This window comes from Sphingomonas sp. IW22 (assembly GCF_041321155.1).
In the GTDB taxonomy this organism is placed as follows: domain Bacteria; phylum Pseudomonadota; class Alphaproteobacteria; order Sphingomonadales; family Sphingomonadaceae; genus Sphingomonas.
Window position 1 is genome coordinate 254062 of sequence record NZ_JBGGWB010000001.1, and the last position, 24744, is coordinate 278805.

The following is a 24744-nucleotide window of genomic DNA, read 5'->3' on the forward strand; positions in this document are numbered from 1 at the left end:
CGGATCAGGCGGCGACCTTCGCCGCACGCGCGCGCGCCTTCAGCCACGCGTGCATCCGGTCGGAAACGTCGCGCCCGTCGCGGATCGCCCATACGACCAGGCTGGCACCGCGCACGATGTCGCCAGCGGCGAACACGCCGTCCAGGCTGGTCATCATCGACTTGTTGTCGACACGCAGCGTGCCCCAGCGATTGACGCCCAGTTCGGGCGCGCCAAACATCGTCGGCAGGTCTTCGGGTTCGAAGCCCAATGCCTTGATGACCAGATCGGCCTCCAGCGTGGTTTCGCTGCCGGGGTCCGGCTCCGGCGCCCGGCGTCCGCTGGCGTCGGGCGCGCCCAGACGCATCTTGGTCACGCGAACGCCCGACACATGGCCGTCGGCAGCTGCATCGAACGCCTCGGGCGCGGCCAGCCAGACGAACTCCACGCCCTCTTCCTCGGCATTGGCGACTTCGCGCTGGCTGCCGGGCATGTTGGCGCGGTCGCGGCGATAGAGGCACTTTACCGACTTGGCACCCTGGCGGATCGCGGTGCGGACGCAGTCCATGGCGGTATCACCACCACCGACGACCACGACATTGCGGCCCGCCGCATTGAGGCGCCCGTCATCCCATTCGGGCACGGTGTCGCCAAAGCTCTTGCGGTTCGATGCGATCAGGAAATCGAGCGCGTCGACCACGCCTGCCGATCCGATGCCCGGCGCCTTGATCGCGCGCGGCTTGTAAACGCCCGTGGCGATCAGGATTGCGTCATGGCGCTCACGCAGTTCGTCCAGCGTCGCGTCGCGACCGACCTCGAACCCCTCGTGAAACACGATGCCGCCGGCCTTCAGCCGCTCGACCCGGCGCATGACAACGGGCTTTTCCAGCTTGAAGCCAGGGATGCCATAGGTCAGCAGCCCGCCCGCGCGGTCGTGCCGGTCATAGACATGCACGTCATATCCGGCGACGCGCAGATACTCCGCCGCGCTCAGCCCCGCCGGACCCGCGCCGATGACGCCGACCGACTGCCCGCGGGCACGACCCGGCACCAGCGGCTCGACCCAGCCCTCTTCCCAGGCGGTGTCGGTGATGTATTTTTCGACCGAACCGATCGTGACCGCGCCGTGGCCCGAAAATTCGATGACGCAATTGCCCTCGCACAAACGGTCCTGCGGACAGATGCGGCCGCAGATTTCGGGCATGGTCGACGTACTGTTCGACAGCTCATACGCCTCGCGCAGCCGCCCTTCCGCCGTCAGCCGCAGCCAGTCGGGGATGTGGTTGTGCAGCGGGCAATGGACCGAACAATAAGGCACGCCGCACTGCGAACAGCGCCCCGCCTGCTCGCTCGCCTTGGGCGGCGCAAAGCGGTCGGCGATCTCGCGAAAGTCGCGGTTGCGTTCGTCGGCGTCGCGCTTGGACGGAAAATCCTGCCCGACGTCCACGAACTTCAAGGTGGCGTTCATGGTGCGTCCTTCCTGTACTGGACGCGCCTATAGTTACGCTCTGCGCCAAAGTCACGCACAAAAACAGTGATAGGTCAGCAGACGTTACCTATTATCTTGACCCGCCATCTTTGTGAGCAACTTCCATCAGATGGCAATATCGATACGGGTCCGCTTCGGACCTATCGAGCCAGCAGCCATATCAATGCCGCGCCACCCGCGACAATGCGATACCAGGCAAAGGGTGCGAACCCGAACCGCGAAACCAGCGCGACAAAGGCTTTCACCACCGCCATCGCCACGATGAACGCCATCGCGAAACCGATCGCAATTGCGTTAAGATCGTCCAGGCTCAACAGCGCACGGTCTTTCCACAGCGCGTAGACGGTAGCCGCCGTCATCGTCGGCACGGCCAGGAAAAAGCTGAACTCGGCCGCTGTCTTGCGCTCCACACCCATCAACAGCGCACCCATGATCGTCGCGCCCGAACGGCTGACGCCCGGCAGCATCGCCAGGCACTGGACGATGCCGATCGTGCCGGCCGTTCGCGCGGGCATCGCCTCGACCGTTTCGAAGCGCACGCGTTTCACCATCCGTTCGATCAGCAGGATCGCAATCCCGCCGACGATCAGCGCCACCGCGACGACGACAGGCGTCTGCATGGCCGCGCGCACCGCGTCATAGGCGATGACCCCGATGATCAGCGCCGGCAGGAATCCCAGCACGATATTGCGCGTAAAAGCCCATGCGGCCGAGCGACCGGCGATCAGCCCGGTGCCCACCGACCAGAAGCGCCGCCAGTAAACCACCAGCACCGCCAGGATCGCGCCCAGCTGGATCGCGATCTTGAACGCCACCGAACTGGCATCGTTGAAGCCCAGCAGTTCGCCGGCCAGGATCAAATGTCCTGTTGACGAAACCGGCAGGAACTCGGTCAGACCCTCGATCGCTCCCAACAGGAGGACCGTCAGCAGCTCGCTCATGCTTTCTCCCGCCCGCAGCGATGGTGGTGATGGCCCGGATCAGGCCGGCGCCCGGTTCTGTCCGAAACGCCCCTGTCGGCGATACAGCACCAGCCATGCCGGCGCCACTGCGCCCAGCGGTGTCGGCGTGATGCCCAGTTGTTCAAACCCTGCCGCGCCAGACGCAACGACATTGTCGCGCTGAAGCATCAGCCACTGGTCGCGCGTGATCGGCGCGCCGGGAAGGAAGCCCATGCTGGCAATCGCGCCGCCCAGCGCGTCGGGCAGCGGCGCGAACGTCTTTTCGCGACCAGTCGCCTGCGCGATCCATTGATGCAGGTCCAGCATCGTCATCACGTCCGGCCCGCCCAGTTCATAGGTGTGGCCGCCATGCACCCCCACGTCCCGCACCGCCGCCACTACCGCACGCGCGACATCGACGACATGTACCGGCTGGAACCGGGCATCGGGCTTCAGCACCGGCACGACCGGCAGTGGGCTGGCGATCAGGCCGGCAAAGCGGTTGATGAACTGGTCCTCGCGGCCGAACACGACCGACGGACGCAGGATCGTTGCGTCGGGAAAGGCCGCGCGCACCGCGGCCTCGCCCCCAGCCTTGCTGCGACCATAGCGCGAGGGTGATTCGGCGTCGGCACCGGTGGCAGAAATGTGGACCAGCGCCCCTGCCCCCGCCGCCCTCGCCGCTTCCGCGACCAGCTTTGCGCCGTCGATCTGGATCCGCTCATAGTCGGTAAAGGTACCCACCAGATTGACGACAGCGTCGCTGCCGTCGATCGCGCGGGCAATGGTGTCGGGACGTGTCACATCCGCCGCAACGAACTGGGTCTGGCCCAGCCCGCCCAGCGGCTTGAGAAAGAATGCGCGCCGCGGATCGCGCTGCGCGATCCTGACCCGCGCGCCGGTCGCCAGCAATTCCTGTGCGACGTACCGGCCCACAAAGCCGCCGCCGCCAAAGAGGGTGATGAGCTTGTCCCGCATGATGCGCCCTGTCCGTTTCCAGCCTTTGTGTCCGCCAATGCCCATTTGAGCGCCAAACGGCAAGCCGCGCTCACCTGTCGAATCGTCGATGCATTTTTTTGAAATTTTGTCGTTGACAGCCCGCCCGACCCGCCACTAGAGGCACCGGCCTACCCCGTGCCCAGATGGCGGAATTGGTAGACGCACCAGCTTCAGGTGCTGGCGATCGCAAGGTCGTGGAGGTTCGAGTCCTCTTCTGGGCACCATTTGCACTAAGGGCTTGAAAACCCTTAGAAATGGCGGAAAACCAAGGCTTTTTACAAGCGTCTAGTACAAAGGTACGAGGACGAAAGCCTATGTGTTCCTACCTCCATAGAGCGCCCAATGGCGTCTATTATTTCCGCATGGGTATCCCTGCGGACTTGCGGCCCTTCATGGCTGGCAAGCGTGAGATTAAGCGATCCCTCGGTCTGAAAGACAGGGAAGCCGCTAAAGCCCTCATCCCCGATATGACCAAGACGGCTCATGCTCTGCTCAAGCAAGCTGAGCGGAATAAGGCCGCTGCAAAGCCTATCCATGCCATGCCGCCTAAGCCTGCATCCCAGATCGAACGGGAGCGGAAGCAATGGGAAGCTGACCAGCTACAGGCTGAGCTTGTGGCCGATGACCTGTTCGCATCTGACAGCGAGATAGAGCGCCTAGAGCCCGTCATGGACGCATTGGCAGCGGGTATAGAGACTGACGCCTCCCCGGCTGACGTGGCTAGGGCTGGCAAGCTGCTAGTCGGGCATGAGCGGGAGAATGCCGGGGCGCTGATCGCGTCCATGCAAGCTCGCTACGGCAAGGATGCCCGCGCATCGGAAAGTCAAAATCAAGCCGTTGAGTACAGCCCCGACGCCAGCGGGACGGGCAAAGGCATCTATCTTGATACAGATATCCTCAACGGGTGGGCCGCTGAGCGTAAGCCGTCGCCCCGTGGCAAGGATGCCTACTGGCGGGATGCCAAGCTGTTCAATTCCATGATGGGCCGAAAGTCCGTCGAGCTAATCACCAAGGCCGATGTGATGGCCTACAAGCGCAAGCTGATAGCGGACCCTAACCGTTCTCAGGTCAATGTGCGGGATCGGCTGGCATACCTGCGAACCCTGTTAGAGTGGGCGGCGCAAGAGGATATCGTCCCCGTCAATGTAGCCCGTGACGTTAAGATGGCTGTGACTGAGCGGGGAGAGAAGCGGAAAGACTTCACCGTTGATGACCTCAACGCCCTGTTTGCTGGCCCGGTTCATGCCAAGGGCGAACGGCCCAAGGGTGGCTATGGTGAGGCTGTCTATTGGCTTCCCCTAATAGCTCTATTCATGGGAGCGCGCCGGGAAGAGATAGGCCAACTACGGGTGCAGGACGTGAAGCAAGTTGCCTACATGGACGATGACGATAAGCGGCAAGAGGTGTGGTGTATCGACATTACAGATACGCCGGATGATGATGCCTTGCCTAATCAGATTAAGAATGAGGCGAGCAATAGGCTTGTTCCGCTGCATCCCAAGCTAATCGAGCTAGGGTTCATCGACTATGTGACCAAGCTGCCAGATCAGGCGGGCCGCGTATTTCCCGGCTTGAAGGCTGTAGGCATTGGCATGAAGCTAACTGACAAGGTTGGCCAGTGGTTTAGCCGGTATAAGCAAGAGTGCGGGATTGAGGATAAGGCTAAGGTATTCCATTCCTTCCGCCATACATGGAAAACCCATGCCGTGGATGCCGGTATCCCTGAGCGGGTATGCCGACAGTTCCAAGGGCATGAAGGTAGGGACGCTGCGGACAAGTACGGGGCCGCTCCATCTATGCGGGTAATGGTAGCGGCCATTGCATCTTATCGGGTGCCGGGGCTGGTCATTCCCAAGCCTTGAGCAAACCGGACATACAGATACCCGAAATCGCCCGTATCAGCCCCGTGGGGAGTCAATCGGATGCGGTCGGGTATCTGTAGGCCGGGATGAGCTATCGCCTCTCAGCGACTCTCCTAGGCAGGATTTCAGGCGTTCGGGCCAAGCGGGACGCCAGCCTCTCGGCGGGCAGCTTCCCCTGTCGGGGCAACGCGGATGCCGCCGCCAGCGGCCTGCATATAGGCCACGTCACCAACCGGGGTGCCATGCGAGCGGCGGGCCGCGTCTCCGGTCTGAGCTATCCGAACGCCGGTAGCATCCTGAGCGCCTCGGTAGGGATCATAGCCGGTCACGCTCCGCCCCGTGGCAGGGCCGCTAGGGGCCTGCTGGACGAGGGTATAGCCGGTCGGCCCCATGACCCACTGAGGGCCGCTCTGCGGGGCCTGAGCGGCGGCAGCGGGAGCCTGAGGGGCATTGCCGGGAACGCCGTTGAAGCCGAACGAGCTTGCCACGGTCTGACCCGGTGGGATCGAGGCGGCATCAGGAACGTCAGGCGTATCGGCATAGGCTTCGCTAGTGCTGCAAAGAGCATCCTCGACAGTCCAATTAGCTGCATCAGCCTCGGTCACTTCGCCCTTGCTGATAGCCAAAGCCTTCGCATCCTCGAGGATCATGGGAGCGAGGCTATCCAAATGGCTTTCGTCGCCGCTGTTGTTGTAGGCAGTAAGAGCCTTATCATACAGGGAAACGGTAGCGTCATCGCTGTTGTGGATCAAATCGACAGCAATGGTCAACGTATCCCGCAAGGCTGGAACGCGAGCTGCGAAAGCATTTAGAGCCGTAGAGTACGCGGTATTAGCTGGGTGCCCCTTTGCAATCTCATCCTGGGCTTGCTTCTGTACAGCGCGGGGATTGTGCCCATGTACAGCAATCAGGGATAGAGCCGCCTTGACCTTAATGGCCTGACGGGGAGTTAGTGCGGTCATTGGTTTTCCTTAGGAATTGAGTGGCGGCACGTCGCCAATGGTGCGCTGCGGAGGGATTGAGCCTGAGCGGATGCAGGCAACGAGGAAGCGGAAGGCATCCTTGACGCGGCGAGTATCGAGGTAGGGACGGCCAGCGGCTTCCCAGAGGGCATGAACCTCGGCGGCCATACGGCGGGCTATGCCTCGGGCTTCCTCTGGCAGATCGTAGATTGCGGGAGTTACGCTGCGGTCCGATAGCTTGGGCCATCCGGCTTCCTGTTCCTCAGCCGCTCTTGTCAGGATGACGGAAAGGCTGGCAGCTTCACCGGGGAGGAAGGCGGCGGCTAGAGCATCATTCGCCCTGCCACTCATCAGCCATGCCGTGACAGCGCCCCATTCAACATGGGCCTTGGTGCCATCGGCATAGGGGCCTGCCCGTTGCAGTAGGTCATCAAGGCTACGTGGCTCTACATGCCACTTGGGTACATAGTCCGGGCGGGGAGGCTTAGGTGCCTCTCCCGTTCCCCAATCATGCAGGCTCTCGCCAGCCATCAGGCCGCGACCGTCCTACCCTTGAAGTAACCACGGGCTTTGCCTGCCAGATAGACGGACATAGCTTTGTGAGGTTCGCCCGGTGCCAGCGCCATGATCCGCGCGGGGATAGCTTCGGGCTTCACCGAAACGAGATAATCAAAGGCATCATTGGCGAGGGATGCAAAGCCATTGCATTCATGCTGCTTAGGAACCGTCTTCTTAAGATCGCAATCCCAAGTGTCCTTCATGTAGCGGATGACAAAGCCAGTGCTGATAAGGTTGTCACCGGGCTTACTATCGACGCGGATATCAGAGAACCCGCTTAGGCGCTTCTTGCGAGCTTCTATCTGTTCGTCAGCAAGTGCCGATGCAAGGCGTTCCTTGGCATCATTAAGGCTGGCGGTAAGCTCATTAGCCTTTTGAATAGCAGCCTCTCCAAAGATCGGAATAGCGGCGTTCACGTTAGCAATCTGAGCTTTGATCTTATCAATGTCATCCGCAATCTCAGAGGAAGTATACTTGTTGGTCATTGGTTTTCCTTGTTCTAATAGATGGATTTAGATGCGGGGAGCAAAAGCGCCGATCTTCAGCTTTTCATCGCGGTAGGTACGGTTCGTCCCGCTATCGGCATCGGCGGCGGCCATCAGCTTGGCGATAGACGGACGGCCTGCGGGCTTGCGCTCGATATGCTTGGGCATAGGGATGCAGAGAACATCTAGGGCGAGACGAAAGCCGTTGATGATACGGCTATCGATACCATCAAGATGAGCAATAATCCGGGGATCACTAAGGCGGCTGGTATCAACAGACATAATCGTCATGGGATATCCTTCATATTGTTGGAGGTTATTTGGCAAAACTTCAGACAGACCGCCCGCTTGCACGTAAGCAAACAGGAACGGGTATATTACAGCTATGGAAGAGGTACGCCTGCTAGCTACCAACTAGGGCAATGCTATAGCTAGCCGGCTGGCAATTGCTCAGGCCGATGGGCGTCATTGGTTTGATGAGCAATGCGTATGTGGAGGATCATTCCTCAGGTAGGCTCAGGCTGACGTATAGCGATCACCTGAACAGGAAACAGGTAATAACTAATCTGAGCCTGTCGGAAGAATGAGATTGTGTATGGCATCCACGGTATCAAGCCGTAGAGTACCAATGATCTATACTGATATAGTATGATCCTAGATTAGATATATTGAAGCTGTATCCGGTCGCCCCCCCGTCCTTCCTCCTACAGATAGATATCCGTAAGCAAGGCGCTATGGAGGAGCAACTACAGCAGCATGATCCTGAGTTAGATTATACGTCGCTTGTATTGCCGGTGTCCGATACCCTGCATCGACTAATGATAGTCGGCACAGCCCGTCGCTCTTAAGCTAAGCCTTGCGGCTCTATGGTATCTACAGTCACGTACTGTCAGACGTGTTCCCGGCCTAAACGGGAACTGGCGGTGATGAATGGTGGCTATTGCAATACGGTCCCGAAATGCTCCGGGCTTTCCTCCCGTGTCTGAGGCGCGCCAGAATAAGCTCCGTACAGAGTCGCCTCGCCTATTCGGCTAGGTCGATACCCTGAGCCTCCCATATCGACTCCCACGGGCATCCTAGGCCGATTTAGCAGGGGTTCACGTCGTCCGCTTCTCGACCCGTTGAATGGCAGCACGGGATACCCCGTACTCGGCAGCGAGCGCGCCAAGGGAAAGACCCTGTGACCGCTTCGACCGGATGGCCGCATGTTGCTCAGCGGTGAGCGCCGATGGCCTGCCAAGCGTCTTACCCTCAGCCTTCGCACGGCTCAGACCGGCTTGGGTCCGCTCTACCAGCAAGTCCCGTTCAAACTCAGCAACGGCAGCGATAACGCCCATGGTCATCTTGCCAGCCGGGCTAGTCAGATCGACGCCACCAAGGGCTAGGCAATGAACCTTCACCCCTTCCTTGGCGAGGCTATCGACCGTCGCCCGAACGTCCATGGCATTGCGGCCTAGCCGATCCAGCTTGGTCACGATCAGAATATCCCCGGCTTCCAGCTTATCGACCAGCTTGGCAAAGCCCTTGCGCTCCATGGCAGCAACGGACCCGGATACAGTCTCAGCTACGATACGCTTGGGATCGACCTTGAAGCCTGCGGCCTCAATCTCCCTGACCTGATTGTCGGTAGTCTGATCGGCAGTGCTGACACGGCAGTAAGCGAAGGTGCGAGCCATTCCGGCCTCCTGTATCGAATAGGTGGCTCGCTATGTGCTGTGTATCGATACCCGTGTCAAGCTATGTTTCGATACATTGATCCAAGCTGTATCGTAACCGGTCGATTTAGATGCAGCTACTTGAGCAAGCGAAGGCTAGCCCCTGAGCTATGCAGGGCATCACGCAATGCCTGAGCCTCAGCGATCCCCGTTCCCTCAGGCAGGTCGAGGATGACCGTCCTACCGTCCAAGCCGATATCATCGTACAGGTTCAGCAGCAGGAAGCATGGCTGGCCGACGTCCCGTTCCTTCACCTCAGCTACGTAATTGCGAGCCATTGCATCCTCCATCGTTAGGGCAGCGATCATGGCGATAGTGACACGCTACGCCGGGAAGGAGAACCGTGCGCGATAATGCAGGCCGCGCTAGGCGTGTCATATCCGTGGACCAGCTGGGCAGGGCATACGGGGTAAAAGGCGCTGGCTCTTATCCGAGTGACCCTCTCGCAAATCTCTACCAAAAATAGGCCGTAAGCGGTTTGGCTATGCTTGCCGTGAGCGGTGAACTACTCTCTCCTATCAAAGGGGAAAAGGCAGGGGATTAGCTGCCTCGTTAGGGTCAGGGCATGGCTAGAAGATACTTTGTAAGTGCAGGCGGCTTTATGCTTATGGTGGCAGGTTATGGCCGGGGAGCCATAGACCTCATCAATTTACCCGGCGATATTTCGGACGCATGGAAGACGAGCATGAGCATCATAGGGTATGCTCCTTGGGTAATCGGCACTATTGGCGTAGCTGTCGCCGTTGGTGCGCTGATCTGGCCAAAGATTAGCCCGCTGAGAACTAGCACCGCAGCCGTTCAAGTTCCTGCCGTTAATCCTCCCGTCGAAGATAATAGACGCGTTGAGCAGGCAGTGGATGTGGCTACGCAAGAGCGCCTTGCTAAGTTAGATGCTCTGACTGCCCGGCTGCATGCGCAGGAGCAAGCTGAGGCTGACAGGGTGCGCGCAAGAGAGCGCAAGGAGGCGGCTATTGTAGCGCTGGATATGTCTGAGCGCATGACCATTCAGCCAAGAGGCAGCAAGATGGCGATGAGTAAAATCGGCATGAACATGCAAGCCATACAGATGCTTCAAAATAGCTTGGCGAATATTGGCTATGACCATGAATTCACCGAAAAGCTCAAAGCCGATGTTGAAGCTGAGTATAAAGCCGATGCTCAGTATTTAGCCATGAACGAGAAGGATCACGATATATGGCCCGCTGCTACAGATAAGCGCCAGTACCTCATATTCTGCGAACAGCGGCGACGTATGATCGAGCTTATCAAGGGCGTAGCCGGAAGGGCGTAGCCGAAGGGGCGTAACGGGCCGCTGTAGCAGTTCGAGTCCCTAGCGCGGACTCACATCGGCTATGACCTTGCCTGAGCTAGTACAAAAGCCTAATACAACCGCCCCGACGCTGATTTAGAAAACCGCAGATTTCCGCCGTTTTTGGTGCCATTCGTAAAATCCTCTTCTGGGCACCATTTTTCTTCAGGCTTTCAAAGGCCTTGGGAAGCAGCCAAAAACCGAAGGCTCTCAACTGGCGTAGAGTATCAAGGTACGCGACTGGAGCCTTACGGTCGCGGCGCGGTAAAGCGCCTAAAGACGTTCCTGGCCCGTACGGATATAGCTGCGCACCCGTCGCTACCGCCCACGGTATCGGCGCACTGTCCGATCAGGGTGGACGACCGCGTTCTTCCCGTCCGCGCGCCCTTCTCATCATTGCCGTGTGTGGGGCGGCGCACGCCGCTATCGCCGGGCGCGGCGACTAACCCGGCACCCTCAAACGGTATCCCACCCCGGGCTCGTTTATTATCAAGCTGGGACGAGCAGGATCCGGTTCCAGTTTCTGGCGCAAGCCGCGGATGGCGATCCGCAGATACTCGACATTCGCCTCCTGCGCCGGGCCCCATACGTCACGGAGCATGTTCGCATGGCCGATTACCCGGTCGGGACTGCGCGCCAACACCGCCAGGATGCCATATTCCTTGGGCGTCAGATGCACCTCCACACCCGAACGGCGAACGCGGCGGCGGGTAAGGTCGATTTCGACATCGCCCGCGCTGATCGCGGATTCGATTTCGCCCCTGTCACGATGCCGGAGGGCGGCACGCACGCGGGCCAGCAGTTCCTCGGTGTCGAATGGCTTTGTTATATAGTCGTCAGCGCCCAGATCCAGCGCCGCGACCTTTTCGGTCGTGTCGGTTCGCGCCGATATGATGACCAGCGCCGCGCCTTTCGCACGGATCAATTGCACCAATTCAAGGCCATCGCGGTCGGGCAGGCCAAGGTCGAGCAACACCGCATCCGGCCGGGCGATGTCGAGCATCGACAAACCCTCACGCGCGTCCTTGGCCTCGATCACCTTGTAAAGGGTGCGCTCCGCCGCAACCCTTAGCAGGCGGCGGATCGCGGCGTCGTCCTCGACGATCAGAAGCGTGGCGGACTGGGCCATATCGCCGCATTTAGGTTTCAGGCACGACGCGGTCGAGCGCGATATTCAACGACAGCACATTCACGCGCGGTTCGCCGATGAAGCCCGCAACCGGCCGTTCGATCCGTTCATCGATCAGGTTGCGGATCCGGTCGGATGGGACCCCGCGCGCGGCGGCAACGCGCCGCACCTGCGAGAAGGCCGCCTCAGGGCTAATATGGGGGTCTAGCCCCGAGGCGGAGGTCGTCACCAGATCAGGAGAGATGGAAACCTCTGGTGATGTCCGAAGAGCGGCGATGTCATCGCGTACGCGGGCGCTGAGCGCCTTGGCGCCGGGCGCCAGGTTCGAACCGGACGACGCCATCGCGTCATATCCGGCGCCGGCTGCGGAAGGGCGGCCGTGGAAATAGGCGTCGCTGGTAAAGGCTTGCCCGATCAGTGCGGAGCCGATGACGGTGTCACCGTCGTCGCGGATCAGGCTGCCGTTCGCCTGCGCGGGAAACATCGCCTGTCCGATCACGGTCACCGCCAGCGGATAGGCAAGGCCCAGCAGCAGCGCGAAGCCAAGGGTCAGGGCAATGGCGGGCCGAAACGCCGATTTGATATCTTGCAGCATGTTGTAATCCTCAGGCGAGGTTGAGCGCGCTGACGACCATGTCGATCAGTTTGATGCCGACGAACGGCGCCACCAGACCGCCCAGACCATAGATGGCAAGGTTGCGGCCCAGCAGCGCACCCGCGTCCATCGGGCGATAGGTCACGCCGCGAAGCGCCAGCGGGACCAGGCATGGGATGATCAGCGCGTTGAAGATGATCGCGGACAGGATCGCGCTTTCCGGGCTGGACAGGCCCATGACGTTGAGCACGCCAAGCCCCGGATAAAGCGCGACGAACAGCGCCGGAATGATCGCGAAATATTTCGCCACATCATTGGCGATTGAGAAGGTGGTCAGGCTGCCGCGTGTCATCAGCAATTGCTTGCCCAGCCCGATGATCTCGATCAGCTTGGTCGGATCGCTGTCGAGGTCGACCATGTTACCCGCCTCACGCGCGGCTTGCGTACCCGTGTTCATGGCCACACCGACATCGGCCTGGGCCAGCGCCGGTGCGTCGTTGGTTCCATCGCCACACATTGCGACCAGCTTGCCGCCAGCCTGTTCCGCGCGAATCAACGCCAGCTTGTCCTCCGGCGTCGCTTCGGCAAGGAAATCGTCGACGCCCGCCTCGGCGGCGATGGCGGCGGCGGTCAGGGGATTGTCGCCGGTGATCATCACCGTGCGGATGCCCATGCGGCGCAATTCGGCGACGCCGCTTATTGCGAATAATTCGCTTTACGCCCCGATACCGGCTCGCTATTGCGACCCGATATCAAGAAGGGGAAGTTCTTTGTCAGCTGCAATTGGCCTCTGGTCGCTCGCACTCGCCCTGGGAACGCCGGGGGTTGATCCTGCCGTGGGCGCGGACAGCGGCGTCAGCGATGCCTCGGTCGATCCGCAGGACCGCGACATCGTGGTCACGGGTGAGCGCGACGAGCGCCCCACCACCTCAACCCGCCTGCCCCTGACGCTCAAGGAAACGCCGCAGTCGGTCACTGTGGTTAATCGCCAGCGGATTGAGGACTTCAACCTGAATACCGTTGGCGACGTGCTGGCCCAGACGCCGGGCGTTACGGTCAACACCATCGACAGCAACCGCTCGAACTTCAACGTACGCGGCTTTGCGGTGCGCAACTTCCAGCTGGATGGCGTGCCCACAATCTATCAGGTCAGCGGTTACGAAAACAGCGCCGTCGGCGACATGGCGATTTACGACCGGGTCGAAATCGTGCGCGGCGCGGCGGGGTTGCTGGCCGGGGTCGGTGATCCGTCGGCTACGGTCAATCTGGTCCGCAAGCGTGCGCCCAGCGAGCTGCGCGGCTATTTCAACCTCACCGCCGGGTCCAATTCCTATTACCGGATGGAGGCCGATATCGGTGGTCCGGTGAACCGGGACGGTTCGGTCCGCGCACGGATCGCGGCTGCCTATACCGACACCGAATCCTATATCGACCTTCAGCATGACCGGAACCCGGTGGTCTATGCGACGATCGAGGCGGATATCACGCCGCACACCAGGTTGCGCGTCGGCGGCGATTATCTGCGGACCAATTCGCAGGGCGCCGGCTGGGGCACGGTGCCGCTGTTGTTCAACGACGGCACGCCGACCGACCTGCCCCGCTCCTTCACCGGCACCGCCAACTGGAGCACCTGGTCGCGGGAGCAGACGACGCTGTTCGCCTCCGCCGAACAGGATATCGGCGAAAGCTGGCTGCTGCGCCTGAGCTATAACCGGCGTGCGGGCACGAACGAGAGCGCGCTGCTCAACATCGCCAACGGCCTTCCCGACCGGCAGGGCAACGGGCTGGGCATGTGGTCTTTCTATGGCGAGGTTGACCAGCATGAGGATGCGGTCGACGGCTATGTCGCAGGCAAGATCAAGCTGTTCGGGCGCGAGCATGAAGTGGTCGGCGGCGTCAACTGGTTCGACCGCAGCTTCACGGTCAATCGTTCCGCCTTTGACCTGACAGGCTATCCCACCACCGCGCCCAGCATCCTCGACTGGACGGGTAACCTGGCCCGGCCGCCCATCATCCAGTCGGATGCACGCGACTGGACCCAGGATTTCAAGCAGTTCGGCGCGTACGGCGTGGTCCGGCTCAATCCGACGGACTGGCTGAAGATCATCGCTGGCGGGCGCTATACGGATTACAGCTCGGGCCGCGACAATTTCACGGTCGCCGGCGGGCTGGACCCCGCCCGCCCCTCTACCGGACAGGATGAGCGGCGCTGGGCACCTTATGGCGGCGTGGTCGTGGACCTGACGCGTTCGGTATCGCTCTATGCCAGCTATGCCAGCGTGTTTTCGCCGGTCTCGGCGCGCGGCGCCGACGGCAACCTGCTCGACCCCACGGTCGGCGCCAATTACGAGGCGGGTGTGAAGGCGACGCCGTTTGGTGAGGGCTTCACCATGTCGGCCGCCGGTTTCCACATCAAACAGGACAACATCGCCATCGCCGATCCGACCGCGCCGCTGCTGCCCGACGGCTCGACCCCGTCGATCTCGGTTTCGGGCGTCAGCACCTGGGGCGGAGAGGCGGAGCTGGCCGGTGAGCCGGTCACCGGCTGGACGCTGGCCGCCAGCTATACCTATGCCCGCAGCGAGGACAGCGCGGGCGAGCGGGTGCTGCCGCAATTCCCGCAGCACATCGCGCGTCTCTACACCACCTATCGTCTGCCCGGCGACCGGCTGACGATCGGCGGCGGCGTCAGCGCACAGTCGCGGATGTTCGTGACCGGACAGGTGCCCACCGGCGCGTTCAACGCCAACGGCACGCCCGTGACGGCGGCGGGGGAAGTCGATCAGGCGGGCTATGCGCTGGTCGACCTGCTCGCGCGCTATCGCGTGACCGACCGCGCGACGCTGGGCATCAACGTGACCAACCTCTTCGATCACAAATATTACCGCACCGTCAGCTTCGGCTTTGGTGGACCGGGCGGCTTTTACGGCGCCCCGCGTCAGGTTCTGGGGAATATCCGGGTTGCATTCTGACAAAGCCATGACTGCCGGGGGCGTCGCCTCCGGCCATGGTCGCGGCGGCGCGGCCTGGCGGCGGGCGGGGGACCGGACGCTCCGCCTGATCGCCGCGATGCCGCTGGGCTACGGCGTCGCCAGCCTGTGGGCGGTGGCGATCGCTCATTTGGTGCCGTTGCCAAAGGGTGATGCGGTGATGGCGGCGACGATGTTCGCCTTTGCCATCTGCGCCGCAGCCGCCATGTGGGCCTTTGCCGCGCCAAGCGGCTGGCGGGCGACCTGGACCCTGACGCTGGCGGGTGCAGCGGCGGGGCTGATCGCCATGATGCCGGTGTCTGCGGGCGGATAATGGCCAGGACGTTTCGCCAGTCGCAGGCAACGCTGCACACATGGTCGGGCCTGTTGCTGGGCTGGGTGCTGTTCATCGTCTTTCTGACGGGGACCGCGGCCTACTGGCGCGAAACGCTGAACCGCTGGATGCACCCCGAAACCCCGCGCGTGGAGCGGCCCGCCGAGGTGCTGGACCACGTGCAGCGCTTCCTCGATCGCACGGCGCCGGACGCGCAAAGCTGGTTCATCACCTTGGCCACCCCGCAATCGCCGGGCGCCTATGCATTCTGGGTGCCAAAGCCCGACCCCGACGCGCCGGACGGCGGGCGGCGGCGGCGCAGCGACACCACGGTCCTGATCGGGGCCGACGGCGCGCCTGTGGCGCGGGAGACGCGGGGCGGCGATTTCTTTTACCGCTTCCACTTCGACCTTCATTACACGCCGGTGCTATGGGCGCGGTGGCTGGTCGGTATTGCATCGATGATGATGCTGGTCGCGATCCTGACCGGCATCGTCACGCATAAGAAAATCTTCCGCGACTTCTTCACGCTGCGTCGCGCGAAGGGCCAGCGGTCGTGGCTGGACGGCCATAATGCTACGGCGGTGCTTGCCCTGCCCTTTCACCTGATGATCACCTATACCGGGCTGGTCACGCTGGCGACGTTGCTGATGCCCGCCGCCGTCATTGCCGATTACGGCGCGCAGAACCGGATTTTCGAGGCGATCTTTCCGCGCCCGCCCGTGGTGGAGCCGCTTGGCCGCGCCACCCCGATGGTGCCGCTGGCGCCGATCATTCGCGATGCCGAACACAGGTTCGGCGGACCCGCAGGCTATCTGGAGGTCGCCCATCCCGGCGATGCCGCCGCGCGCATCACCGTCACTCGTGCCAGCAGCGCCACCCTGTCCTCCCACGGTGCGAGCGTCAGTTATGACGGCACGACCGGACGGATGCTGTGGCAATCGCCGCCGCGCGGTGCGGCGATGACGACCTATGGGGCGATGATCGGCATTCATGCGGGTCGGTTCGGTGACACGCTGCTCCGCTGGCTGTATTTTCTGGCCGGGGTGGCGGGCACGCTGATGGTCGCGACCGGCTTGGTCCTCTGGACCGTGAAGCGGCGGGAAAAGCTGGCCGCGCCCGACCGTCCGCCCTTCGGCTTCCGCGTGGTGGAGCGGCTGAACATTGCCGTCGTCGGCGGCTTTCCGCTTGCCTGCGTGGCCTATCTGCTCGCCAACCGGCTGCTGCCGCTGGGCGGCGCGGGGCGCGCGGATCGGGAGATTGCCGCCATGTTCATCGTCTGGGGCGTCGCCACACTGCTGGCCATGATATTGCGCCCGCGGGTCGGTTGGACGCTGCTGCTGGCGGCCACGGCGCTTGCCCTTTTTAGCCTGCCAGTGCTGGACCTGTTGGCGCCCCACCCCGGCCCAATGGCTTGGTTGGCTGACGGGGACTGGGCGATGGTCGGGGTCGAGGCGGTGTTGCTGGTGCTGGCGATCGGCTTTGGCTGGAGCGCACGCCGGGTCTGGCGCCACAGCCCGCGCACGCGCGCCCCGCGAGCGGTCCGTGCCGCCGTGGGGGTTCGTCAGCCGGTGCCAGCCGAATGACCGTGCTGGCGCTGCTCATCGCCATCGGCGCGTTCATGGGGTTCGGCCTGTCGTCCGACCGTCACGGAGCGGCGCGGTTGGGGCGGCGCCCTTCCGCCGATGTCGTGCGGCGCATCCGGGCCGCCGCCTGGGCGGCGCTGACGGTTGCATTCGCGCTTTCGGTCGCCGCGCGTGGCTGGATTTTCGGCCCGATCCTGTGGTCGGGGCTGATCATGGCCGGTGCGGGCGTGGCCTTCCTGTTCCTAAACCTGACACCCCCGCCGCAGAACCGCAGCCACTAGGCGCCGACGGAGTTCCGCCGCGCCATGGCCACTGCCCTGCGAAGGCCCGCAATGTCGATGGCGCCCGGGATCAGATAGGGGCCGACCAGAATGCCGGGCGTACCGCGCAGCCCCATCATCGCGGCATAGCGGCCGGTACGTTCGATCGCGCCGTCGATCTCCGCCCCATGCGCCTTGAGATCGGCCTGCAACCGGCCCCAATTCACGCCCGCCCGGTTCGCAGCGGCGCGGATGCCCTGCACGCTGAGCTTGCCCGACGTCTGCATCATCGCATCGTTGAACGCGGCATGCTTGCCCTGATATTTGGCGGCGATGACCGCGCGCGCCGCCTGCACTGATACCGGCCCGAAGATCGGCCAGTCGCGATAGACGACGCGCACTTTCGCATCCTCCCGCATCAGTTGCTGGATGACGGGATGCACCTTGCGGCAATAGGGGCATTGATAGTCGGAAAAGACGACCATCGTCACATCGGCGCCACGGGGCGCGATGGTCGGCGCGACGGGATCGTTCTGGATTTGCTGGCGGATGCGCGCGCCCTCATCCGCGCGGCGGGTGTCGCCCGCCTCCTCCACGCTCTGCGCGTGCACCGGATTGGCGACGTGGCCACCGACCAACAGCGCGGCCGCAGCGGGGCCGAGCAGGATAGATTTCTTCAAACCGTCGTCCTTTCAAGATCGCGAATAGCCGCGCTCAGCGCCGCGCGTGAGATTTCACCGGCATGAACGCGCACGACATTGCCCGCGGCATCCACGAACAGCGTCGTCGGATAGGCGCTCGCACCGGTAACGGCGGCGACCCGACGCCCGGCGTCGAGGAAGATCGCGTCGCCCGCCAGGTCATTGGCGGACAGAAACACCCCTACCCGTTCCGCCGGCTCGCCCTGATTGACGAGCAGCACGGGCACGCTGGCTCCCCTTGCCACATCGATCACCATGGGCATTTCGCGGCGGCATGGCGGGCACCATGTGGCCCACAGGTTGATGACAAAGGGCCGCCCCCGCATGGCATCGACCGATACCGGTTTCCCGGCGAGGGTCTGCAAGGTCAAGCCGCGGGGCAAGGGCCGCGGATCGGGCGCCGTCAGCGCGCCGATCGCCATATAGGCCAGCGACAGGCCCACAATCGGGGCCAGCAGGAGGCCGGTTGCCCGCTGCCGCCCCAGCATCCCCACCACAACGGCCGCCGCAGCCCCCGCGCCGATCCATGGCGCGAAACCGCCCTGCCACAGCGCCAGTATCGCCCACGGCTCCACCATGAAGCCTGACAGGTTCTGGACGACGAAACCGGCACGCGCAGCAACGATGCCGATCAGCAACGCGGTCCAGGCGACACGCCCCGCCGGGCTGCGCGTCCGCGCCGCCACCAGCGCGCCGATGCTGACGAACGCCCAGATCGCGACCAATGCGACTGCCCGGTCGGTCGCGATCATCAGCGGGCCGAGCCGTAGGATAGCGTCCATCTTCTTACCCGATCACCCCGGCCTGCGGCACGCATCGCGGCCAGCTTTTATCGGCCTTAGCCACCCAGACGTCCGTGGAACAGGATGGACGTGATGCCGACGCGGAACAGGCTTTACCGTTAAGTGACGATTACAAGCTAGGTTAAGCTCGCGTAACCCAGTAACAGGTAACAGATGACGGCCGTTCGCAATCGACAGCAATTCGCGGCCCAGATGATATTCCTCGGCGTTGCCTATGCCGTTCTCGCCGGGATCGGCATCCTGATGCGCGACGGGGAGCGTTCGGTCGCCACCTGGCTGCCCAATGCGCTGGTCGCCGCTTTCCTGTTGCGGGGCGACCGGTCCAGCTATCTACTGTTGGTGCCGGCCAATTTTACCAAGATCTGCGTCGGCGTGCTGCTGGGCAGCACCGTTGAGCGCGAGGTCATGCTGGCGCTGGTCAATTCGGCGGAGATCGTCGCCGTCACGCTGCTGACACGGCGGTGGGTCGGCGGTCGCCTCGACCTTGACGAGCTGTCGCACCTGAGCAAGTTCGCGCTTGTCGGCGGGGTGCTGATGCCCGCGCTCAGCGGCATTCCGGGCAGCATGTTGCTGGCGGGCACGGTGGACATCGGTCTGTTTCAATGGGGATCATGGGCGCTGGCGCACGGGCTGGGCATGCTCATCGTCGTCCCCACCTTGCTGGTGATCGCAGATACCTGGCAGGGGCGGAGGCAGCCGTCGCTGCGACGCGCGACAGAATGGTTCGCGGGCATGGCTGCGGCGGCAATCGCCACCGCGGCGATCTTTTCCCAGACCAGCTATCCGTTGCTGTTCCTCATTTCGCCCATCGTCGTTGTGTCCGCTTTCCGGCTGGGCGTTGCGGGCACGGTGGCGACAGTGGCGCTGATCTCGATCATCGCCGGTCATGCGACCTTCAGCGGGCGCGGCCCCATCCTGTTGGCGGAAGGCAGCTTCAACGCCCAGATCGTTCTGCTGCAACTGTTCCTGGCGACCAACTACGCCATCGGCTTCACCACATCGTCGGTCTTGGCCGCGCGTGGTCGCGCCCGGCGCGAGGCGGAGCACCACCGCGACTTCGCGCAGGAAATCCTGTCGAGCATGCGCGAAGTGATCTTTCGCACCGATGCAGAGGGGCGCTTCAAGTTCCTGAACCCCGCCTGGACCGGCATGACCGGCTATGCCGTCAGCGATTCGATCGGCCTGCCCTGTGCCACGCTGTTCGATCCTGAAGATGCAGAGGCGATCGGTGCGCTTCACGACCAGCTGGAGACGGGCGCGGCAGAGGAAGGCGCGCTGCGCCTGCGGCTGATCACCGCCGATGGCGGCACACGCCATATCGACGTTTCGGTGCGCGCGCTTCGCGTGGCGGGCCAAGGCTATGTCGGCGCGGCAGGCAGCATTCGCGACATCACCGAACAGCATCTGGCGAACGAAGCACGCGCCAAGACGCAGCGACAGTTCGAAACGCTGGCCGATCTGTCCCCGGCGGGCATTTTCCGGACCGACGATCAGGGGCTGCTGATCTACGCGAATGACAGCTGGCTGCGGCTGGCCGGCCTGTCGCGCGAAGCGGCGGCGGGGCCGGGCTGGGCTGCGGCGCTGCCGCCCGACGACCGCGCGCGGGTGCAACATGACTGGGGTGTCGCGGTCAAGCGCGGGGAGCCCTATCGCGGACAGTTCCGCCTTGCGCGGCGCGACGGATCGGTCGCATGGGTGGAAGCGATCAGCGCGCCCGAACGCGACGAAGACGGGGCGATCGTCGGCCATATCGGCGTGACCATCGACATTACCGAACGCAAGCAGTTCGAGGACGAACTGACTGCCGCGCGCGAACGCGCCGAAAGCGCCGCGCGGGCAAAGGCCAGCTTCCTGGCGAACATGAGCCACGAGATCCGCACGCCGATGAACGGCGTCATCGGCTTTACCGACCTGTTGCTGGCCAGCGAACTGTCGAACGAACAGCGACGCCAGGCACAGCTGATCGCGGATTCGGGCAAGGCGATGATGCGCTTGCTGAACGACATCCTCGACCTGTCCAAGGTCGAGGCGGGTCAGATCCGGATCAATCCGGAATCGACCGATTTGCGCCATCTGCTGCGCGGCTGCGTCGCGCTGATGAGTTCGACGGCTGACGCCAAGGGCCTGTATCTTGGCTATCAGGTCGACGAGGCGCTGCCCGAACATGTCTCGGTCGACGGGTTGCGGCTGCGCCAGGTGATCCTGAACCTGCTGGGCAATGCCATCAAGTTCACCCGGGCGGGCCATGTCATGCTGCGCGCCGAACTGGACCCCGATCGTCCGGGCCGCGTGCGGATCGAGGTTGAGGATACCGGCATCGGCATCCCCCCCGATCGTCAGGCGGCAATCATGGAGGAATTCGTCCAGGCCACCGACGCGACATCGCGCGACTTTGGCGGGACGGGGCTGGGCCTGTCGATCAGCAACCGGCTGGTTCACCTGATGGGCGGCGCGCTGACGGTGGACAGCGAACCCGGCAGGGGCAGCTGTTTCCACTTCACCCTGCCCGCCCCGGCCAGCGCGCCGCGTCTCACCATTCCCGCCCGCCCGGCGGCGGTGGCCGATCCGTCGTCGCAAGCCACCGGCCCGGCTGCGCGCATCCTTCTGGCCGAGGACCACGACATCAACCGCGAGTTGATGATCGCGATGCTGGCCGGCATCGGCCACAGCGCGGAAGTCGCGCCCGATGGCGCGCAGGCGGTTGCGATGGTGCGACAGGCGGCACAGGATGGTCGCCCCTATGACCTGGTGCTGATGGACATGCAGATGCCGGTGATGGGCGGGGTCGACGCGACGCGGGAAATCCGCGCCAGCGGTTTCGATGCGGCCCGGCTGCCCATCGTCGCACTGACCGCCAATGCCTTTGCCGAGGACATATCCGCCTGCATCGCGGCGGGGATGCAGGCGCATTTGACCAAGCCGGTCGATGTCCGGGCGCTTCGCAATGCCATTGCCCGCTGGGCTCGCTCCTCGGATGATGCCGACCGGATCGTGTCGGGCGATCCTTCGCTCCGGCAACGCTATGACGCGCACAAGCGGGAAACGCTTGAATCACTGGCCGCGCTGGTGAGTGCAGGTGAGTTCGACCATGCTGCCGTTTCGAACGTCGCCAGCCTGTTGCACCAGCTCGCCGGAACCGCCGGCATGTTCGGGGAGGTGCTGCTTGGCGAACAGGCCCGCCAGCTGGAGGAAGGCTTGCGCCTCTGGCCAGTAGCGGCCCGGCCACAGAATGCCGCCGAAGCACTGGATCGGATGCGCGCCGTCGCCTGAGCCGTTGGCGGTCTGTCGCGGACGCGGCTATGGGGCGGGTCATGGCGCATCTTCCGACCGAATCCGGTTCACCGATCAGCGTGGCCGCCCTTTATCGTTTCACCTGTTTCGCGGACCCCGCCGCCCTGCGCGCGCGACTGGAGCGCATTTGCCGCGAACAGGGAATAAGGGGCACGCTGTTACTGGCGCCGGAAGGGATCAACGGCACGATCGCGGGATCGCATGACGGCATCACGGCGGTGCTGGACCATATCCGCACCCTGCCCGACTGCGCCGATCTGGACGTCAAGCTGTCGAGCGCGTCCACCATGCCCTTTCACCGCATGAAGGTGCGCCTGAAGCGCGAGATCGTGACCATGGGTCAGCCGGACATCGACCCGCGCGCCAGTGTCGGCACCTATGTCGAGCCACAGGACTGGAACGCCCTGATCTCCGATCCCGACACCATCGTCATCGACACGCGCAACCGGTATGAAGTGACGGTCGGCACGTTTCAGGGCGCGATCGACCCCCAGACCGACAGCTTCCGGGATTTTCCTGACTGGTTCCGCGCCCATCGCGACACGTTGCTGGGCAACGGTCGCCAGCCAAAGGTGGCGATGTTCTGCACCGGCGGGATACGCTGCGAAAAGTCCACCGCCTTTCTGAAGCAGGAGGGGGTGGAATCGGTCTATCACCTCAAGGGCGGCATCCTGAATTATCTGGAAAAGGTGCCGCAGCACGACAGTCTGTGGCAGGGCGAGTGCTTCGTGTTCGACCAGAGGGTCGCCATCGGCCACGGTCTGGCCCCCGGCACGCACGAACTCTGCCACGCCTGTCGCCGCGCGCTAAGCCCACTGGATCTGCAATCCCCGCTATACGAAGCGGGCGTCAGCTGTGCCGCGTGCCATGGGGAGCGCACCGACGAACAGCGAGCATCCTATCGCGAGCGCCACCGACAGGAAACGCTGGCCGCCGCACGGGGTCACCCCCATGTCGGCGCCAGCATTGAGGATTAGGGGCGTCAGGAGCTGGTCGCGAACCAGATGGTGTGCATCGGCCCCTTGCCGTTTTCGCGCGCACGGGTCCGCACCTCGTCCACGGCAAAGCCCGCAAGCTTCAGCCTTTTGGTGAATGCCGGGTCCGGTCCCGCCGACCACACCGCCAGCACGCCGCCGGGCCTGAGGGCCCTTCGCGCACGGTCGAGGCCGCGTGCGGTATACAGGCCGTCATTCCCCTCCCGCGTCAGGCCGTCGGGGCCATTGTCCACGTCGAGCATGATGGCGTCGTAACTTGACGGGTTGGACCCCATCACCGCGCCGACATCGGCCAGCTCCAGCGTCACACGCGCATCGTCGAGGCAACCGTCGGTCAGCTCGACCAGCGGCCCGCGCGCCCATTCGATGATGCCGGGGACCAGTTCCGCGACATCGACCCGCGCCCCTTCCCCCACATCTGCCAGCACCGCGCGCAGCGTAAAGCCCATGCCATAGCCGCCGATCAGCAGGCGCGGCGACTTTGCCTTCAGACGCTGGCACGTCATCTGCCCCAGCGCGACTTCGGAACCGCTCATGCGGCTGCTCATCAACTCGTTGCGGTCGAGCATGATGATGAAATCGCGGCCGTGGCGGATCAGGCGAAGCGGCGGGCCGCCCGGCACCTCCGCCGTCCCGATCAGCTCACGTGGAATCACGAACGGCGCGCCTTACGCGCCGCATAGCGGGCGTCACGGGCGGCCTTTTTCTCGGCCTCAGTCTTTTCCTTGGGCTCGGCGGCCTGGCGTGCAAGGGCGGCTGCCTTTTCAGCCTCCTTCTCGGCGCGCGCGGCCTCTGCAGCCGCTTGCTTGGCGGCCCTGCGTTCAGCGGCGGCGGCTTCGCGTGCGGCGCTTCGCGCCTGTCGCTCAGCAATTACAGCTGGATCTGGCGCAGGCTTGGCGCGCAGCTTTTCCAGCGCGCGTTCACGTGCGGCACGCGCCGCTGCGGCGCGCTCATTGAAATCAGGTGGCTTGTAGCCCTTCACAACATCTTCCTCATCATGGGATTTGGCGGCCAATGGCCCCTGCCGCGGCGACCGCTAGCCCATATGAACGCGCGACGTAAGGAAATAGCGCATCAGGGCGCCCGAAAGCGCCGATTGCACGCTGCATTGGGCTGAACCCGCCGACATTTCTGGCCGGGACGGGGCCTTGTTCAAGCGTCTTCGCGCGCCGCAATCAAGAGAGCGCCCGCGAAGTTTTGCACGCCCAGTTTGCGGATGATGCTTGAACGATGCATTTCGACGGTTCGCACGCTGAGCGACAGGTCGTGCGCGACCTGCTTGCTGCTGCGCCCGCCGCTGGATGCGTGAAGGACGTCACGCTCCTTTGGCGTAAGTGAATCGATGGCACTACGACCGCCAGCGGCGCCGGCATGTTGCGCCAGCGCCTCGGGCAGGCTCGCCTCTGCGCGCTGGATTGCGTCGGACAGTTCCGCACGGCGATAGGGCTTGGACAGAAAATCCACCGCCCCTGCCCGGATCGCGCGCACCGCTTCCGGAATCTCGCCAAAGCCGGTCAGCAGGATAACCTGATGCAGGCTGTGCTGGTCCTTCAGCGCGGACTGCAGCTCCAGACCATCCATCCCCGGCATACAAAGGTCCAGCAGGATGCAGCCCGGCGTCAAATCCCTTGCGACCGACATGAACGCAGCCGCATGGGCGAACGTCTGAACCTGATGGCCAAGACGCTGCAACAGCAAGGCGAGCGTGCGCCTGAGGTCAGGATCGTCGTCAACGACGTAAACGTTCATAGCATGCCCCCTGCATAGCCATGTGGCCGGGCA

The 24744-nt window shown here is 63.4% G+C and carries 24 protein-coding genes, 1 tRNA gene and 1 pseudogene; 9 read left to right on the forward strand and 17 right to left on the reverse strand.

Annotated features, from left to right (window positions below):
- Positions 1-4: 4 nt before the first annotated feature.
- The 3 genes from ACAX61_RS01260 to ACAX61_RS01270 all read right to left on the reverse strand — a co-directional run bounded on the left by ACAX61_RS01260 (position 5) and on the right by ACAX61_RS01270 (position 3387).
- A complete protein-coding gene (locus ACAX61_RS01260; protein ID WP_370713019.1) occupies positions 5-1447 on the reverse strand; it encodes an NAD(P)-dependent oxidoreductase in 1443 nt (480 codons plus the stop codon).
- A 161-nt stretch (positions 1448-1608) separates the two neighbouring features.
- The gene (locus ACAX61_RS01265) at positions 1609-2409 is read right to left on the reverse strand and encodes an undecaprenyl-diphosphate phosphatase (protein WP_370713020.1); all 801 of its coding nucleotides are present in this window, start codon (positions 2407-2409) and stop codon (positions 1609-1611) included.
- 39 nt (positions 2410-2448) lie between these two features.
- Positions 2449-3387 carry a complex I NDUFA9 subunit family protein gene (locus tag ACAX61_RS01270; protein WP_370713021.1) on the reverse strand — a complete coding sequence of 313 codons (939 nt, stop codon included), beginning with the start codon at positions 3385-3387 and terminating at the stop codon, positions 2449-2451.
- Positions 3388-3545: 158 nt separating this feature from the next.
- On the opposite strand from ACAX61_RS01270, the gene ACAX61_RS01275 reads away from it, so the two are divergent.
- A tRNA-Leu gene (locus ACAX61_RS01275) sits at positions 3546-3632 on the forward strand.
- Between the two features lie 90 nt (positions 3633-3722).
- Positions 3723-5270 (forward strand): DUF6538 domain-containing protein, encoded by a 1548-nt coding sequence (locus ACAX61_RS01280; RefSeq protein WP_370713022.1) that lies wholly within the window; start codon positions 3723-3725, stop codon positions 5268-5270.
- 125 nt (positions 5271-5395) lie between these two features.
- Here ACAX61_RS01280 and ACAX61_RS01285 read toward each other — a convergent pair whose 3' ends face one another.
- The 6 genes from ACAX61_RS01285 to ACAX61_RS01310 form a co-directional block, all read right to left on the reverse strand.
- On the reverse strand, positions 5396-6232 hold the full coding sequence (locus ACAX61_RS01285; protein ID WP_370713023.1) for a hypothetical protein: 837 nt from the start codon (positions 6230-6232) through the stop codon (positions 5396-5398).
- A gap of 9 nt (positions 6233-6241) precedes the next feature.
- The gene (locus tag ACAX61_RS01290) at positions 6242-6583 is read right to left on the reverse strand and encodes an ATP-grasp domain-containing protein (RefSeq protein WP_370713024.1); all 342 of its coding nucleotides are present in this window, start codon (positions 6581-6583) and stop codon (positions 6242-6244) included.
- A 179-nt stretch (positions 6584-6762) separates the two neighbouring features.
- The gene (locus tag ACAX61_RS01295; RefSeq protein WP_370713025.1) at positions 6763-7275 is read right to left on the reverse strand and encodes a hypothetical protein; all 513 of its coding nucleotides are present in this window, start codon (positions 7273-7275) and stop codon (positions 6763-6765) included.
- Positions 7276-7302: 27 nt separating this feature from the next.
- Positions 7303-7566, reverse strand: a complete 264-nt coding sequence (locus ACAX61_RS01300; protein ID WP_370713026.1) for a hypothetical protein — start codon at positions 7564-7566, stop codon at positions 7303-7305.
- Positions 7567-8372: 806 nt separating this feature from the next.
- Complete coding sequence (locus ACAX61_RS01305) at positions 8373-8951, reverse strand: recombinase family protein (protein ID WP_370713027.1); 579 nt, start codon at positions 8949-8951, stop codon at positions 8373-8375.
- A 116-nt stretch (positions 8952-9067) separates the two neighbouring features.
- Positions 9068-9268 (reverse strand): hypothetical protein, encoded by a 201-nt coding sequence (locus tag ACAX61_RS01310; RefSeq protein WP_370713028.1) that lies wholly within the window; start codon positions 9266-9268, stop codon positions 9068-9070.
- 287 nt (positions 9269-9555) lie between these two features.
- Between ACAX61_RS01310 and ACAX61_RS01315 the strand changes: the two genes are divergently transcribed.
- On the forward strand, positions 9556-10281 hold the full coding sequence (locus ACAX61_RS01315) for a hypothetical protein (RefSeq protein ID WP_370713029.1): 726 nt from the start codon (positions 9556-9558) through the stop codon (positions 10279-10281).
- A gap of 460 nt (positions 10282-10741) precedes the next feature.
- Here ACAX61_RS01315 and ACAX61_RS01320 read toward each other — a convergent pair whose 3' ends face one another.
- The 3 genes and pseudogenes from ACAX61_RS01320 to ACAX61_RS01330 all read right to left on the reverse strand — a co-directional run.
- Positions 10742-11428 carry a response regulator gene (locus ACAX61_RS01320; protein ID WP_370713030.1) on the reverse strand — a complete coding sequence of 229 codons (687 nt, stop codon included), beginning with the start codon at positions 11426-11428 and terminating at the stop codon, positions 10742-10744.
- A 10-nt stretch (positions 11429-11438) separates the two neighbouring features.
- A complete protein-coding gene (gene kdpC / locus ACAX61_RS01325; RefSeq protein ID WP_370713031.1) occupies positions 11439-12023 on the reverse strand; it encodes a potassium-transporting ATPase subunit KdpC in 585 nt (194 codons plus the stop codon).
- Between the two features lie 10 nt (positions 12024-12033).
- A pseudogene (locus tag ACAX61_RS01330) lies at positions 12034-12708 on the reverse strand (HAD-IC family P-type ATPase); the annotation flags it as partial.
- Positions 12709-12793: 85 nt separating this feature from the next.
- On the opposite strand from ACAX61_RS01330, the gene ACAX61_RS01335 reads away from it, so the two are divergent.
- Genes ACAX61_RS01335 through ACAX61_RS01350 form a run of 4 tightly spaced genes read left to right on the forward strand, consistent with a single transcriptional unit; the run spans position 12794 to position 17193 of the window.
- Positions 12794-14995 (forward strand): TonB-dependent siderophore receptor, encoded by a 2202-nt coding sequence (locus tag ACAX61_RS01335; protein WP_370713032.1) that lies wholly within the window; start codon positions 12794-12796, stop codon positions 14993-14995.
- Positions 14996-15002: 7 nt separating this feature from the next.
- Positions 15003-15326 (forward strand): hypothetical protein, encoded by a 324-nt coding sequence (locus ACAX61_RS01340; RefSeq protein ID WP_370713033.1) that lies wholly within the window; start codon positions 15003-15005, stop codon positions 15324-15326.
- Positions 15326-16912 carry a PepSY-associated TM helix domain-containing protein gene (locus ACAX61_RS01345; protein WP_370713034.1) on the forward strand — a complete coding sequence of 529 codons (1587 nt, stop codon included), beginning with the start codon at positions 15326-15328 and terminating at the stop codon, positions 16910-16912. The genes ACAX61_RS01340 and ACAX61_RS01345 overlap by 1 nt, the downstream gene beginning before the upstream one ends.
- Positions 16909-17193, forward strand: a complete 285-nt coding sequence (locus ACAX61_RS01350) for a DUF3325 domain-containing protein (RefSeq protein WP_370713035.1) — start codon at positions 16909-16911, stop codon at positions 17191-17193. The genes ACAX61_RS01345 and ACAX61_RS01350 overlap by 4 nt, the downstream gene beginning before the upstream one ends.
- Here ACAX61_RS01350 and ACAX61_RS01355 read toward each other — a convergent pair.
- Together ACAX61_RS01355 and ACAX61_RS01360 are read right to left on the reverse strand one after the other, a co-directional pair.
- Entirely contained in the window at positions 17190-17852 is a 663-nt protein-coding gene (locus ACAX61_RS01355) for a DsbA family protein (protein WP_370713036.1), read from the reverse strand. The genes ACAX61_RS01350 and ACAX61_RS01355 overlap by 4 nt on opposite strands.
- On the reverse strand, positions 17849-18655 hold the full coding sequence (locus ACAX61_RS01360) for a redoxin domain-containing protein (protein WP_370713037.1): 807 nt from the start codon (positions 18653-18655) through the stop codon (positions 17849-17851). The genes ACAX61_RS01355 and ACAX61_RS01360 overlap by 4 nt, the downstream gene beginning before the upstream one ends.
- A 174-nt stretch (positions 18656-18829) precedes the next feature.
- On the opposite strand from ACAX61_RS01360, the gene ACAX61_RS01365 reads away from it, so the two are divergent.
- Together ACAX61_RS01365 and trhO are read left to right on the forward strand one after the other, a co-directional pair.
- Positions 18830-21946 carry a PAS domain S-box protein gene (locus ACAX61_RS01365; protein WP_370713038.1) on the forward strand — a complete coding sequence of 1039 codons (3117 nt, stop codon included), beginning with the start codon at positions 18830-18832 and terminating at the stop codon, positions 21944-21946.
- Between the two features lie 41 nt (positions 21947-21987).
- Positions 21988-22944, forward strand: coding sequence for an oxygen-dependent tRNA uridine(34) hydroxylase TrhO (trhO, locus tag ACAX61_RS01370; protein WP_370713039.1), 957 nt, complete (start codon positions 21988-21990; stop codon positions 22942-22944).
- Positions 22945-22949: 5 nt separating this feature from the next.
- On the opposite strand, the gene ACAX61_RS01375 is transcribed toward trhO, so the two are convergent.
- The 3 genes from ACAX61_RS01375 to ACAX61_RS01385 form a co-directional block, all read right to left on the reverse strand.
- Positions 22950-23618: a spermidine synthase gene (locus ACAX61_RS01375; RefSeq protein WP_370713040.1), complete on the reverse strand. Its 669-nt coding sequence runs from the start codon at positions 23616-23618 to the stop codon at positions 22950-22952.
- Complete coding sequence (locus ACAX61_RS01380; RefSeq protein ID WP_370713041.1) at positions 23615-23944, reverse strand: DUF6481 family protein; 330 nt, start codon at positions 23942-23944, stop codon at positions 23615-23617. Before ACAX61_RS01380 ends, ACAX61_RS01375 begins: the two co-directional genes overlap by 4 nt.
- 170 nt (positions 23945-24114) lie before the next feature.
- On the reverse strand, positions 24115-24711 hold the full coding sequence (locus ACAX61_RS01385; protein WP_370713042.1) for a response regulator transcription factor: 597 nt from the start codon (positions 24709-24711) through the stop codon (positions 24115-24117).
- Positions 24712-24744 lie beyond the last annotated feature (33 nt).